The following is a 13,018-nucleotide window of genomic DNA, read 5'->3' as shown; positions in this document are numbered from 1 at the left end:
TAGATCAGCCCGATGGGTCTACCCTGGTCAGATACGTGAACGGGAGGGAGCTCGGTGGATTTCAGCACGCAGCAGGCGCTCGGACCGAGAATCGCCGTCGCCGCGTTCGACGGCTGGAATGATGCGGGCGAAGCCGCATCCTCGGCGGTGAAGCGAATCCGTGAGGAGTACCCGAGCGCAGAAATCGCATCGGTCGACCCCGAGCTGTTCTTTGACTTTCAGTACACGCGCCCAACGGTGCGTAGCGGCGCCGATGGACGCCGTCTGCTCGAGTGGCCGGAAGCGACATTGCATCGACCTCGCGATCCCCGCGGTTTCTGGACCTTGAAGGGCGTCGAACCTGCACGCGCGTGGCGCGCGTTCACGGCTGATTTCATCGACGCCATGCTTGCTGACGATGTCACGGGCCTCGTCACCATCGGCGCAATGATGAGCGATGTCCCGCACACGCGGCCGATCGCCGTCCATTGTTCCAGCGACGACGATCTCTTGCGTACGAACCTCGATATCGACCGTAGTCGCTACGAGGGCCAGATCGGCATTCTCGGCGTGCTCGCGGCGGCTGCGCAGGATGCCGGCATTCCGACCGTTTCGATGTGGGCGAGTATTCCCCACTACGTTGCGGGGGCGACGCCGTCACCAAAAGCCACTCTGGCGCTGCTCGAGAAGCTCTCGGAGATTTCGGGACACGAGATCGGCCTCGGATCGCTGCCCGCGGATGCCGCTGCATGGGAGGCGACGGTCGATGCCGCTGCAGCCGAAGACGACGAGATGACCGACTACATCCGTCAGCTCGAGGAGACGCGTGATACGTGGGACTCCCCCGAGGCCAAAGGCGATGCCATCGCGCGCGCATTCGAACGGTATCTCCGCGACGACAAGGGCCCAGGCAAGGGCCGATAGTGATGACGGCGGGGTCTGGCTCGCTCTCAGCCAGACCCCGCCGTCATCTTCCGATCGCTCTCCCGCGAATCAGGCTCCGCCATACGGCGTCAGGACGCCAATGGCCAGAAGAACCATGATGACCGAGCCGATGACGACGCGGTAGATCACGAACGGCATGAAGCTGCCGCGCTCCAGGTAGCGCATGAGGTAAGCGATGACCAGCCAACCGACGACTCCGGCAACGACGGTCGCGATGATGACGCCTGTCCACCCATAGGGGCCGACGGAACCTTCCTGCAGACCGTGGCGTAGTTCGAACAATCCTGATCCCATGACAGCGGGGATGGCAAGGAGGAAGGCGAACTCCGCGGCGGACTTGCGATCGTAGCCCAGGCCGCGCGCCATCGAGATCGTCGCGCCGGAGCGCGAAACGCCCGGTACCAGAGCGAGCGCCTGCGCGATTCCGATCGTCAGACCGTGCGGGTAAGTGACATCGTCTATCACGCGCCGACGAGACGCAAAACGGTCAATCATACCGAGGATGATGCCGAAGCCGATGAGAACGGCGGCAACGATCCACAGGTTGCGGAACGCATCTCGGATGTACTCCTGCAGCGTGAATCCGAGAATACCGATCGGAATCGAGCCGAGAATCACCAGCCAGCCGAGCCGTGCGTCCGGATCGCTCATCGGGATCTTCCCGGCAACCGCCAGGCCCCAGTTCTTGATGATCCGCCAGATCTTCGGGCCGAAGTAGACGAGAACAGCGATTTCCGTGCCGATCTGGGTAATCGCCGTAAACGTCGCTCCGGGGTCGGCGGCTGATGGCAGGAATTCGCCAACGACGCGCAGGTGAGCGCTGGAGGACACAGGGAGGAATTCCGTCAGCCCTTGAACCAGGCCGAGGATGATCGCCTCGAAGATCTGCATATACGGTTGTCAATCTCTCGTAACGGACAGGGAAAAGCTCAGTACGAGCGGATGAGGTCGGCCAGGACCTTTTGGCCGAAGACCAAAGCATCCAGCGGGACACGCTCATCGACGCCATGGAACATGCCGGTGAAGTCGAGTTCACGGGGAAGTTTCAGCGGAGCGAAACCGTATCCGGCGATTCCCAGCTCGGCGAGCGACTTGTTGTCGGTACCGGCGCCGAGCAGATACGGCAGAACGGGAACACCGGGGTCATGACGGCCGAGCGCTGCCACCATGGCATCAACCAGCTCGCCCTCGAACGGAATCTCCAGGCCGATGTCACGGTGGAACATCCCGATCTCGATGTCGTCGCCAACGATCTGCTGAATCTCGGCCAGCACGCGATCTTCCTGCCCCGGCAACACCCGCACGTCAACAGTTGCGGTGGCCGCATCGGGAATCACATTGTGCTTATAGCCGGCGGCGAGGCCCGTGGGGTTGGTTGTGGTGCGCCAGGAGGAGGCCAGAAACGCCTCGGCGGGACCGGCGGCTGTAGCAACCTGGTCCGGATCCGACGGATCGGCGCCGCAGATCTCACTCATCCCGGCGAGAAGCTGGGTTGTTGTCCGAGTCAGCTCGACTGGCCAGTTTGTGCGGCCCAGCCGAGTAACCGCATCAGTCAGCCGGGTGATGGCGTTATCGGGGTGCACGCGGCTTCCGTGCCCCGCGCGTCCGCGCGCCGTGAGCGTGATCCACATGAGGGCTTTTTCCCCCACCTGCAACAGATAGGCCGACTGCTCCCCCACCGGGATGGAGTAGCCGCCCACCTCGCTAATCGCTTCCGTTGCTCCGTCGAACCACTCCGGGCGGTCGGCAACAACACGGGCCGATCCCTCGACTCCGCCGTTCTCCTCGTCACTGAAAAACGCCAGGATAAGGTCACGCTCGGGCTTCTCTCCCGCACGCAGCAGCTCCGCCACGGCCGTGAGAATCATCGCGTTCATGTTCTTCATGTCAACGGCGCCGCGTCCCCAGAGCATCCCGTCCTGGATCACCCCGGCAAACGGGTCGACCGACCAGTCTTCCGCAACGGCGGGAACCACGTCGAGATGCCCGTGGAGGACGAGAGCCGGTTTGTGGGGGTTCGCTCCAGCGACGCGCGCCACAACGTTCGTCCGGCGCGGAACGGGTTCGTACGTCTGCGTCTCCAGCCCGAGGGCCTCAAGGTAGGTGACAACGTAGGCGGCGGCTTCGCGTTCACCTTTTGCGTTGCCGCCGCCATAGTTCGTCGTGTCGTACCGGATGAGGTCCCGTGCGACGCGGACGACCTCGGGCAGCTGGGCGTCAGACATGCGCCCCACGCTACCCGCTTGCCCTGGGATGATCCGTCACCGGGACCAGCGGAAGAAGCGGATGGCGCACAGCGCTCCGATCACCGTCGCTGCGGCGAGCGCTGTGAGTGTCTGCCAGGGCACTGTTTCGCCGATCCATGCGCTCTGGAGGGCGGTGGCTCCGGCGCCGAACGGCGTCCACTCGCCGATGATCCGGATCTGGTCGGGCAGCGCATCGGCGCCGCCGAAGAGCCCACCGAGCGCGCCGAACAGGAAGAAAGCGACCAATCCGATGGCAACGGAGGCGTTGGGCGTTGGCGCGAATGCCGCGACCATCATGCCGACGGCGTACATCGCGGCGCAGATCAGCAGGAACACGCCAATCGTGGCGAGGAGACGTTCGGGGCCGATCAGCCCGAACATCGCCGCGGAGATGCCGAGCGCAATGCCGACCCCGAGAAGCGTTTGGACAACCGAGGTCATGACCTGGGCGACAAGCACCATGGCGGGCCTGGCTGGTGTTGCGGCCAGACGCTTCAGAAGGCCCTCCTTGCGGTACGTCGCGAGGAAAGAGGGCATGTTGACAACGCCAATCAGCGCCACGACCATCACCAGCATGAGCGGCAGAACGTACACCTCGAGAACCGACCGCCCGCCCGCAAACGGGAGCGTCTCCTCGCTGGTGGAGAAGCCCTGCACGACGAGAAACAGGCTCGGCATCCCGATGGGAACGACAAGGCCAGCTGTATCACGCATGACGCTCTTGATCTCAGACAGGGTCAGCTGCGCCCAGGCTCCGATCCCGGGTGGTTTCTGACGGGGAATGTCGTATCCGGTGGTGGTCATGATGTTTCTCCCGTGTCGCGCGTTCCCTGACGCAGGGCGAGAAACGCTTCTTCCAGATCTTCTGCTCCGGTCTGCTCGCGCAGAGCTTCCGGGCTTCCCTCTGTGAGGATGCGGCCGGCGTCGAGCATGATCACGCGCCGGCAGAGCCGAGCCACCTCGTCCATCGAGTGGCTGACGAGCAGAATCGTCACGCCATCGGCCTGCAGCTGTTCAATCAGCCGCCAGATTCCCCTGCGCCCTTCGGGGTCAAGGCCGGTTGTGAGCTCGTCCAGGATGAGAACCCGCGGCCGCCCAATGAGGGCGACGCCGACGGACAATCGCTGCTGTTGTCCGCCCGAGAGCCGTTGCGCGTGGGTTCCGCGTACCGCCGTCAGGCCGAGGCGCTCAATCAGAGCGTCCGGGTCTTCGCCGCTTCGGTAGAAGGAGCGGTGCAGGCGCAGGTTCTCCCTGACCGACAGCGCGTGGTGCAGCATCGAGTTCTGCAGCTGCATGCCGAGAACTCCGCGAACCCGATCGCGATCGGCGATGGGGTCGAGGCCCAGCACGCGAACGGACCCGCTTGTCGGTTTGCGGAGGCCGCCGATCGTTTCGACGAGGGTTGTCTTGCCGGCACCGTTGTGGCCCAAGATGCCGAGGGTTTCGCCCTCGCGCACCGCAAGGTCGACGCCGCGCAGAACGGGCCGGCCGCGGTATGACCTGGTGAGCCCTTGCACCTCAATGGCGGGGATCATGATGGGGGTTCCTCTCGTGTGTGTTTGGTTCCCCCATCGTCCGTTCCGCGCCCCGTGGCGTGCGCGTGCCGCCGGTCATGACCTCCGACCATGACTTCTGGCAGGGGCGGGCTGTTGCGTTCCTCGATAGCGTTGCTGTGTGAGACGCCTTCATTCCGGTCTGATCGTCGTGGGCCTCGTGATGCTGCTGTGCGTCGCGATTGCTCTCCCCGTCATCGTGCTGATGGCGCAGGGTAGCGCTGTGACGCTCGGCCCACCGTGGGTCTGGGTCGCGGTGTTTTGCGGCTTCCTCGCCGGGTACTTCTTCACGACAATCCTGTCTGGGCATCCGTCGCGCGCGCTTACCCTGACGACCTTCTCCATCCAGCAGGCGTGTGCGCTCGCCGCCGTCCTGCTGCTCGATGGCGGCATGGGATTCGTCGCCGTGATTCTCGTGTTCGGCGCCGCACTGAGCTGCTATGTTCTGCCCGCCTGGGGCACGGGGCTCGTCATCGCTCTCAACACCGCAACGATTTTCGTGGCGACATCCGAGAGCTCGCTGGAGAACCAGGCGCTCAACTCGGTGTTTTACCTGGCGATCCAGCTCGTTTCGGTGATGACGGTGTTCACCTGGCGATCACAAGAGCGGGCAAAACGAAAGTTACAGAGCGCACACATCGAGTTGGCAGCCACGAACGCCCTCCTCGAACAGTCGACGCGCGCGGAGGAACGGCTACGGATCTCGCGCGATCTGCACGATGTCGTCGGCCACCAGCTCACGGCCCTCGCCCTCGAACTCGAAATCGCTTCGCATCAAACGGCGGAACCGGCGCGCGAGCACGTTCTTGGTGCACGGGCGATCGCGAAGGATCTCCTCCGCGATGTTCGCGACGTCGTTTCCCAGCTGCGCGAGGAGCGCGGATCACTGGAGAACGCCCTGCGGGCGGCGATCGATGGAGTGTCAACGCCGGAAGTCATTCTGACGGTTGATCCAGACGTTCCATCATCCGACGCAAGCACAACGGCGCTCGTCCGGGCGACGCAGGAGATCGTCACCAACGCTGTTCGCCACGCAGAATCGGCGACAACACTGACGCTCACACTGACACAAGAAGGAAGGTCGATCGTTCTACGCGCCGTTGACGACGGGTGGGGGCCGACTCGCTTCGACATCGGAAACGGTCTCCGCGGTATGCGCGAGCGCGCGGAGTCGTTGGGCGGTACCGCCAGCTTTGGGCGAGGAACACGCGGCGGTTTCGAGGTTCGGGTGGAGGTGCCCGTATGAGCGTTCGGGTGATCATCGTCGACGATCAGACACTTGTCCGTCAAGGAATCCGCGGTCTCCTCGGGATCAGCGACGAGGTGGACGTTGTTGCGGAAGCCTCTGACGGGGCGGAAGCGCTGGAGAAGATCGCCGAGGTTTCCCCCGATGTGGTTCTCCTCGACCTTCGCATGCCGGGGATGGACGGTATCGCGACGCTCGAAGCGATGCGTGCGGCGGACATTACCGTGCCTGTCCTCGTCCTCACGACCTTCGACGATGCCGAGCTCGTTCTCGGCGCCATGCGCGCGGGAGCTCGCGGCTACCTGCTCAAGGATGTCACCCTCGAGCAGCTCGTCGGGGGGATCCGCACCGTCGCCAGCGGGGGAACCTTGCTCCAGCCCGCGATGACGGAACGTCTGATCAAGGCCGTCTCCACGGCACCCGATCCGGCGGACTCCGGAGGGCCGATCGAGCGCCTCACCGAGCGAGAGACCGATGTTCTGCACCTCATCGCCGGCGGCTACAGCAATCGCGAAATTGCTCAGATGTTGCATCTGGCCGAAGGAACCGTCAAGAACCACGTATCGATGGTCCTCATGAAGTTGCAGGCCCGCGACCGCACACAGGCGGTTCTCCGCGCCCTCCACGCAGGGGTGTTGGGGTAGGAGAACCATTCGGCCTCACGACACCCGCGCCCCCGTCTCCGACACGGTCGTCAGAGGCACGCTCAGCAGACCAACCTGCCGCACATTGGTCAGTTGCTGAGTCGACAGCTTCACCTGGAGACGGTCACTCATCCCGATGTTGGTGGTTTTCGGCATCATCTTCACGGTCTCGACGAAGTTCATCCAGTTGCGCTACTTCGGCCGCATGTGGCGGGTGATCGGCGGTGTGGCCGTGGCCATCACGCTCGGCGGCCCCGGGGCCGTGTTCTGGATGTGGATGATCGCGCTGGTCGGCATGGCGACGAGCCTTGTCGAGTGCACACTCGCGCAGACCTACAAGCGCCGTTTGCCCGACGGATCCTTCCGCGGCGGACCGGCCACCTACATCCGGCACGGGCTGGGTAAGAGCTTCAACTGGCTCGTCGTGATCTATGCCAGCTGCCTCCTGGCCTCCTTCGCCCTCGGCTTCAACGCGTTCCAGGCCAACACCATCGCGGGGGCTGCCGAAACAGCCTCGGCGTCGACCGGTGGATCACCGGAATCGTCATGGCTGCGATCGCCGGCTTCATCGTCTACGGAAGCATCCAGCGCATCGCAAAGGTCGCCGACGTCATCATGCCCATCATGGCGTTCGTCTACCTTCTCCTGGCACTCATCGTCATCGCCATCAACGTCACCGAAGTGCCCGCGATGCTCGGCGACGGCGTTCATGATCCTCTTGAGCGGGGTCTACCAGCCCGGGAACGAGGACGCCGACGGCATCGTGGTCACTCAGAACGCTCTGACAGCCGGCCGTGGCGAGTGGACGATGTACGTGCTCACCCTCGCGATTCTGCTGTTCTCGTTCAGCTCGATTATGTACAACTACTACCTCGGTGAAACAGCCCTGCGAGAGCTCATTCCGAGCAAAATCGCCACGCACATCCTGCGGTGGGCGGTTATCGCGATCGTGCTCGTGGGGGCAATCGCTCCCGGAGCCACTGCGGTGTTCTTCTTCTCCGACCCGCTCATGGGGCTGCTGGCGCTTGCCAACCTCACCGCGATCCTCATGCTGCTGCCCACCGCTCTGGGCGTCGTCAAGGACTACACCGAGCAACTCAAATCCGGCGTCGATAAGCCCGTCTTCGATCCGGCGAAGTTCCCCGGCCTCAACCTCGACGCCACGGCGTGGGAGGACGCCGCGGTCAATACGGACGCGGCACCGGCTCGTCGGCGCCGGAAGTAGAAGACACGGGGTGGGCCTCGGTCCACCCCGCAAAAACAAATGAACCCCCAGTATCCGGGGGTTCATTTGTTTTGGATATCTTGCGACATCACGTGTGTGCGCGAGGGGGGACTTGAACTGACCTCGCCCCCCTCGCGCCGTGAATCCCGGCAGGGCGTTCTGCCGCGTAAAATCAACGATCTGGGGCATGTGACCTGTGGATGACTCCACCGCGATACCCCGACCTACAGGTTCCTTAGCACTTTCCTTAGCACTTTTCGCGACGCGACCCGGGCGCAGGGCGGTCAGCAAGGAACGGACCCCTGATGCAGCAGCGAGAGCTTCACATCGTCGGCGAAGAACCTGACCGCGGTCTTGGGGCGAGTTCAGCGAGGCAGCGGTCGAACAGCTCGCGAGCACAGCGTCAACGTGACCGCACTCGCGAAACGGTTCGGCGTTCACCGGGGCACGGTGTGGGCCAAGACCCGGTGACGACGTGCGTACCGAACGGATGCAGGTTCGGGCGGAGTTACAGCGCAGCCGTCGTGGTGTTGAGTGACCGCTCGTTCCTGCACGAACCTCGGCCACTTCAGTCCTCAGTGGTCGGTGCGGATCATGCACCATGCCTGGTTGAAGCGGCGCTCGGTCAGGTCGCTAGCGCGCATCCAGACCTCAAAGTTCCCGGCATCGCCGAACCAGCCCTCGAAGTGCGTCCAACTCTCCACCGACAGCACGAGCACATGCGAGTCGATGTCATCGCGTAACGGACGAACCTCGTGGAGAATATCGTGGGCGTACTCGGTGCCGGAGTCACTGTGCCCGTAGAGATGCGAGACGGGGAACACCGGCTCGTTCACCTTCTCAACGCCGCGACGCCATGCCGTCCACGCCGCGTTGGTCTCCTCCTCGACCCGCTCGGCCGCGTCGAAAACCGTCTCGTCGGCGTCTACGAAGTCGACGGCGGAAGGAACGCTGAACCCGGCCGCGAGAAGCACCGGCTGGCATACCTCCTGCGGCACGTCGAGGTCGTCAGGGGCGTCGACCAGAGGCGGAACAGTCTCCTCATCGAACGGGACGTGGCGGACGAGCCAGCCGCCGGTGCCGTCGTCTTCGGGGTTGCCGTAGGTGCCCAAGTGGTGGAACACCTCCAGGTACCCGGTCTCGGGCAGGCGGGGAGCGGATTCAGGCCAGTCCGACTCGATGAAGTCGGGCGACTCGATGAGCGCCTGCGCTTCGCTCAGCAGGATCGTGGCTATGTGCGCGAGCGGCTCACCATCGCGGTTGTGAGGCCATTCGATCGGTCCTAGTGCCGGGCCGCCGAGCCAGGAGAGCTCGCCGAGTTCGGCCCGTTCGGCGAGGATGCGATCCTTGCCCGCCTCGTACTGGTCGAGCAGCAGCAGCGAGAACTTCACCTCGTCGGCGAGAAACCCGGCCCCGATCTGGGGTGAGTTCAGCCAGGCGACGATCCGCTCACGCGACGCGGCAGTGACGGGGGTGCGGGGCAGTTGGGTCATGGTCGTATCCTTCCGAACGGGCCGACTCCGTGGGCGAGGCTAGAACGTTACGCCGCAGTGCTTGAGCAGGGCGAAGCCGATCTCATGCTGCTTGGAGAAGCTGAGCTTGTGGACAGTCTGGCGCATCGTGCTGTTTCCGGACTTGATACCGAACTTGCTGACGTTCTTCTTCGCCATCCAGCTGTTGACGCACTTCTGGTGGACTTCCTTGGGGATGCTCACGAGGTTGTTGCGGTTATGCACCCAACGTGCGTCCCAGCCGCGTTTGCTGATGTTGGACTGCTCGACGATGTGGTGCCACTGGTTGCCCTTGGGTGTGGACCCGGCGATGTCCTTCTTGAAGGCCGCGAAGGTCTTGTATCCGCCCTTCGTCGTGGCTTTCACTCCCGCCTTGATCGTCTGGGTCGCAAGCGCCTTAGCGCCTTGACGCAGGAGGGCGGGCAGGAGCGCGCGAGCGATCGCAGCCAGGCCGACAACAACGAGCGGGATGGGGTCGGAAACGACCGGGAACTGCGCACCTGTCGTATCGACAACCTGCGTCAAAGTGTTCCCATCGACCTCGTAGTGGGTCGGCAAGGATGCGCCGGTAGCGTCTGCCGACCATGCCGACTGGAACGCGCCGACAACCTCCCAACCAGCAGGCACATCGAAATCTCCGGCCAGTTCCTCTTCGGTCGCGATCTCATCATCGCTTGCAAGGACGGGCTCCGGCTCCGGACCTTCAGCGTCCTCGGGCGGGAGCACCTCTGCGAGATCGACAGCGGCATCCTCGGTGCTCTCCGATGCAGGCGCGAGAACAAAGACGGTTCCGGTGTCGCTCTGTTCCAGGATCGCGCCCTGAGGGAGATCGACTTCGTAGGAGTAGCGGTGCTCAGGGTCATCGCTGTAGTCCTCGTCGGCGACGGTCAATACCCGTGCGACGCCATCCCCGGCCGCTTCCACGACAACATCCAGCCCTGGACCCGCATCCGCGAAGACAACAGTTCCGTCCGCGGTCGTCTCGCCCGCGACGCTATCAGCGGCGGGAAGGACGATGTTCGGGTAACCCTCACCAAGCAGCAGGACGTCGCCGTCGATCGCGACGCCCGAATCGGTGACGAAGACACCGTCCTCCTCGGAGAACGGGGCGCTCCCGGACAGTGTGGCATTCTGCTGATCCGCGATGCTGAGAGCAGTCGCGGACGCCTCATCCACGGATGCGGTGTCTTCGGCGTGGGCAGGGGATGCAATGAGGAGGGCGCTCACGACGGCTGCTGCTGTCGTGAGCGCGATGGGTCGGAGCTTGCGCAAAGCTGTCACAATGGGCACCTTTCAGGTGTCGGTGTTGAGCGGGAAGGCTCTGGCTTCCTGGGAAGCTCGGCCATGACCTTGGATGCACCGGAGAGGTGACCGCGGTCATTCTTGACGTTGTTCGGGAAAGGTCATGTGTGACATCGACAGCACATGAACTTGCGCCCAGCGCCTTCAGCGGCCGATCAGCTCATCCCGCTGAGCCCCAGCCCGTGCTTCAGGATGTCGCGCTGAGCAATAGTGCGCGAAGCGTCACGCACACGTGATCTTCGTAATGCCGCTGGTGTTCGAGTTGCCTTTGCCTGCGGTCAGGGTGTTCTTCAGCGTGCTGCCGTTGTAGGCCTTGACGGTGCCCGAGGTGCGGTTGTTCTTGATGGAACGTGGGGACCCGATGATGCTGAAGGAGGTGTGGGTTGCGGGGCAGGAGGAGTAGGTGAGCTTGTTGCCGCCGTAGCCCGCCTTCCCGTAAGCGCAGTATTTCCCGGCCGCGCAGTTGTCCCGCGCCGCCGACGCCGTCGCTGCCCGCGCGCTGATCGTTCCCGCCTTGATGCTGTCCTCCCGGGCGATGGTGAGGATGATCGCCCCATCATCCCAGGTCACCTCGTTCCATCCGGTCTGCACGCCGCCGTGCTCGTCGATGACGTCCTCCACTTGCTCTTGCATCGGAGTTATGGATGGTGTTGCGGCCGAAGCTTCGGCCGGGGTGACGAGCGGGACGAGCGCGAGCACGACGGTGAGAAGGGTACGGGGGTGGTGCATGGATCGGGTATCCGTTCTGTCGGTGAAGGTGTAGCAGGGGTCGGGAAGTCAGCGTTCCCAGGCGGTGTAGTCGATGACGGCCGGGGATGCGATGTCGGTGCGGTCGGAGCCGATGTAGAGGGTCTCGGTTGCGAGGATCTGCCCGCTGCTCGGGGAGATGATCAGCCGGTCTTCGAACTGCTCGGGGTCACGGTCCGTCGCACTGAACACGATCCCGACCCGGCCCAGCCGATCCGTTGTGGAGCCTGACACCTGGATGCCGCCCAGCGTGTTCAAGTACCCGATGAGCGCCGCTTCCTGCTCGGGGGTCAGGAGGGTGTTCGACACGATCGTGCTGATCTCGCGGATCGCCTGACCCCCGGTGAGCGTGTCCGCGCCGGTCAGCGTGGCCAGGTAGGCGGCCACGTCACCGACGCCGGTGGGAGGTGCTTCATCTACCGGGGTGTCCCAGTCGCCGGGGAGGAACACCTCGTCCACGAGAACCGTGCCAGGTTCGGGCAGAGTGTCATCGTTCTGACCGGGGAACGGATCGGCGGTGACGAGCCGGTAGCGGACACTCCCGTCGGGTAGGAAAGTCGTCTCGCTCCACTGCGGCTCCACCACCGAGGACTCGATCATGCCGTCCTCACCGATCGAGGTGTTCAACGCCCAGCTCTGCGCCCGGATCGTCATGCCGGGAGGCTGCCCCTTGCGACGCATGTTCTCCATCTCTTTCAACAGCTCAGGGGCCGACTGCGAGACCGACGCCAGTTCGAGAAGAGGCGGGGTCGCCGCTACCGCCGGAGCGGGACGCAGGACACTCGTCGCCGCGAACACGACAACGAACAGCAGAACGAGGAACGCGCCCCCGGCGGCCAATGGCATGGGCCGCCACACCTGACGACGGGGGGAAGAGATCGAGTTGCTTCGTGACGAGCGCGCGAGAGCCGCTTCCCGTGCCTCGTAGGCGGCGAGTTCGCGCAAACCGAGCGCGGAGAGCGGGTCACCGCGTTTCACGGTCCCGGGGTCTGCGGCGCGAAGCAGGCTGCTCAGGAGATCATTCACGAGTGGGCACCTCCCTACCGGCTCGATCTTGTATGTCGCTCAGCGCGGTGCGCAGGAGACGTCTGGCTCGCATCAGCCTGGCCCGAACGGCAGCGCTGTTGACGTCGAGTACTGCGGCGATCTCCCTCGCGGTGAGCCGCTCCCAGTAGGTCATCTTCAGTACTTCCCGGTGCATCAGCGGGAGACGTTCGACCGCGTCCCGCACATCCGCGTACAGGTCATCGGAGACCGGGATGCTCAACGCGAAATCTTCGTTGAGCTGGCGCTGCAACTCAGCACGCCTCCCGCGCCGCCGATACTCGTCCCCGATCAGGTGCCGTACCACCCCGTACAGCCACGGCACACTGAGCGGTTCGCCTGCCTGGTAGCGCTGCCACGCGAGGTGGAACTCTTCCGTCGCGACCTCCTCGGCATCCTGGACGGAGCCGAGGCGACGTTCGGCAACGCCGACGACGAAGGAATAGTTCTCCTTGAAGAACGTCGAGAACTTCTTCACGCCACTCCCTCTCCTCACAGACCACCCGAACGGCAGACGTGAACACCTTCCATGATCTCCGTTGCTTCGGAGCGACGAAGTGTGACATCAACACCCGA

At 64.1% G+C, this 13,018-nt stretch carries 13 protein-coding genes and 1 pseudogene; 5 read left to right on the top strand and 9 right to left on the bottom strand.

The window, feature by feature from the left end:
- Nucleotides 1-54: 54 nt before the first annotated feature.
- Entirely contained in the window at nucleotides 55-903 is an 849-nt protein-coding gene (locus G6N81_RS00990) for a PAC2 family protein (protein WP_241245012.1), read from the top strand.
- A 69-nt stretch (nucleotides 904-972) separates the two neighbouring features.
- Here the strand turns inward: G6N81_RS00990 and G6N81_RS00985 are convergent, their stop codons facing one another.
- From G6N81_RS00985 to G6N81_RS00970, 4 genes are read right to left on the bottom strand one after another with little or no spacing between them, the layout of a single operon-like run.
- Complete coding sequence (locus G6N81_RS00985) at nucleotides 973-1,815, bottom strand: undecaprenyl-diphosphate phosphatase (protein WP_165131888.1); 843 nt, start codon at nucleotides 1,813-1,815, stop codon at nucleotides 973-975.
- A gap of 38 nt (nucleotides 1,816-1,853) precedes the next feature.
- Nucleotides 1,854-3,149, bottom strand: a complete 1,296-nt coding sequence (locus G6N81_RS00980) for a M20/M25/M40 family metallo-hydrolase (RefSeq protein ID WP_165131885.1) — start codon at nucleotides 3,147-3,149, stop codon at nucleotides 1,854-1,856.
- 36 nt (nucleotides 3,150-3,185) lie between these two features.
- Nucleotides 3,186-3,974 carry an ABC transporter permease gene (locus G6N81_RS00975; RefSeq protein WP_165131882.1) on the bottom strand — a complete coding sequence of 263 codons (789 nt, stop codon included), beginning with the start codon at nucleotides 3,972-3,974 and terminating at the stop codon, nucleotides 3,186-3,188.
- Nucleotides 3,971-4,705, bottom strand: coding sequence for an ABC transporter ATP-binding protein (locus G6N81_RS00970; RefSeq protein WP_165131879.1), 735 nt, complete (start codon nucleotides 4,703-4,705; stop codon nucleotides 3,971-3,973). The genes G6N81_RS00975 and G6N81_RS00970 overlap by 4 nt, the downstream gene beginning before the upstream one ends.
- Nucleotides 4,706-4,844: 139 nt before the next feature.
- Here G6N81_RS00970 and G6N81_RS00965 point away from each other — a divergent pair, with 139 nt between their 5' ends.
- The 4 genes and pseudogenes from G6N81_RS00965 to G6N81_RS12920 all read left to right on the top strand — a co-directional run bounded on the left by G6N81_RS00965 (nucleotide 4,845) and on the right by G6N81_RS12920 (nucleotide 7,838).
- Nucleotides 4,845-5,969, top strand: a complete 1,125-nt coding sequence (locus tag G6N81_RS00965; protein WP_165131876.1) for a sensor histidine kinase — start codon at nucleotides 4,845-4,847, stop codon at nucleotides 5,967-5,969.
- Nucleotides 5,966-6,613, top strand: coding sequence for a response regulator (locus tag G6N81_RS00960; protein ID WP_165131873.1), 648 nt, complete (start codon nucleotides 5,966-5,968; stop codon nucleotides 6,611-6,613). The genes G6N81_RS00965 and G6N81_RS00960 overlap by 4 nt, the downstream gene beginning before the upstream one ends.
- A 136-nt stretch (nucleotides 6,614-6,749) precedes the next feature.
- Nucleotides 6,750-7,252: pseudogene (locus G6N81_RS12925) on the top strand (alanine:cation symporter family protein); the annotation flags it as partial.
- A gap of 70 nt (nucleotides 7,253-7,322) precedes the next feature.
- Nucleotides 7,323-7,838, top strand: a complete 516-nt coding sequence (locus tag G6N81_RS12920) for an alanine:cation symporter family protein (RefSeq protein WP_378730950.1) — start codon at nucleotides 7,323-7,325, stop codon at nucleotides 7,836-7,838.
- Between the two features lie 575 nt (nucleotides 7,839-8,413).
- Here G6N81_RS12920 and G6N81_RS00950 read toward each other — a convergent pair.
- From G6N81_RS00950 to G6N81_RS00930, 5 genes are all read right to left on the bottom strand, one after another.
- Entirely contained in the window at nucleotides 8,414-9,331 is a 918-nt protein-coding gene (locus G6N81_RS00950) for a DUF1963 domain-containing protein (protein WP_165131870.1), read from the bottom strand.
- A 39-nt stretch (nucleotides 9,332-9,370) separates the two neighbouring features.
- Nucleotides 9,371-10,630 carry a hypothetical protein gene (locus G6N81_RS00945; RefSeq protein WP_165131867.1) on the bottom strand — a complete coding sequence of 420 codons (1,260 nt, stop codon included), beginning with the start codon at nucleotides 10,628-10,630 and terminating at the stop codon, nucleotides 9,371-9,373.
- A gap of 243 nt (nucleotides 10,631-10,873) precedes the next feature.
- Nucleotides 10,874-11,350: a peptidase inhibitor family I36 protein gene (locus G6N81_RS00940; protein ID WP_165131864.1), complete on the bottom strand. Its 477-nt coding sequence runs from the start codon at nucleotides 11,348-11,350 to the stop codon at nucleotides 10,874-10,876.
- A gap of 78 nt (nucleotides 11,351-11,428) precedes the next feature.
- The gene (locus tag G6N81_RS00935) at nucleotides 11,429-12,424 is read right to left on the bottom strand and encodes a hypothetical protein (protein ID WP_165131861.1); all 996 of its coding nucleotides are present in this window, start codon (nucleotides 12,422-12,424) and stop codon (nucleotides 11,429-11,431) included.
- The gene (locus tag G6N81_RS00930; protein ID WP_165131858.1) at nucleotides 12,417-12,920 is read right to left on the bottom strand and encodes an RNA polymerase sigma factor; all 504 of its coding nucleotides are present in this window, start codon (nucleotides 12,918-12,920) and stop codon (nucleotides 12,417-12,419) included. Before G6N81_RS00930 ends, G6N81_RS00935 begins: the two co-directional genes overlap by 8 nt.
- Between the last annotated feature and the right edge of the window lie 98 nt (nucleotides 12,921-13,018).

The sequence above is a fragment of the Microbacterium amylolyticum genome (assembly GCF_011046975.1).
GTDB lineage: Bacteria > Actinomycetota > Actinomycetes > Actinomycetales > Microbacteriaceae > Microbacterium > Microbacterium amylolyticum.
Note: the sequence above shows the minus strand (reverse complement) of the source record. Positions and strands in the feature narration are given on the sequence as shown.

Excerpts from the sequence above, each read along its gene's own strand:
- G6N81_RS12920 (WP_378730950.1), top strand. The coding sequence starts at position 7,323 with ATGATCCTCTTGAGCGGGGTCTACCAGCCCGGGAACGAGGACGCCGAC.
- G6N81_RS00950 (WP_165131870.1), bottom strand. The coding sequence starts at position 9,331 with ATGACCCAACTGCCCCGCACCCCCGTCACTGCCGCGTCGCGTGAGCGG.
- G6N81_RS00960 (WP_165131873.1), top strand. The coding sequence starts at position 5,966 with ATGAGCGTTCGGGTGATCATCGTCGACGATCAGACACTTGTCCGTCAA.
- G6N81_RS00980 (WP_165131885.1), bottom strand. The coding sequence starts at position 3,149 with ATGTCTGACGCCCAGCTGCCCGAGGTCGTCCGCGTCGCACGGGACCTC.
- G6N81_RS00985 (WP_165131888.1), bottom strand. The coding sequence starts at position 1,815 with ATGCAGATCTTCGAGGCGATCATCCTCGGCCTGGTTCAAGGGCTGACG.
- G6N81_RS00970 (WP_165131879.1), bottom strand. The coding sequence starts at position 4,705 with ATGATCCCCGCCATTGAGGTGCAAGGGCTCACCAGGTCATACCGCGGC.
- G6N81_RS00975 (WP_165131882.1), bottom strand. The coding sequence starts at position 3,974 with ATGACCACCACCGGATACGACATTCCCCGTCAGAAACCACCCGGGATC.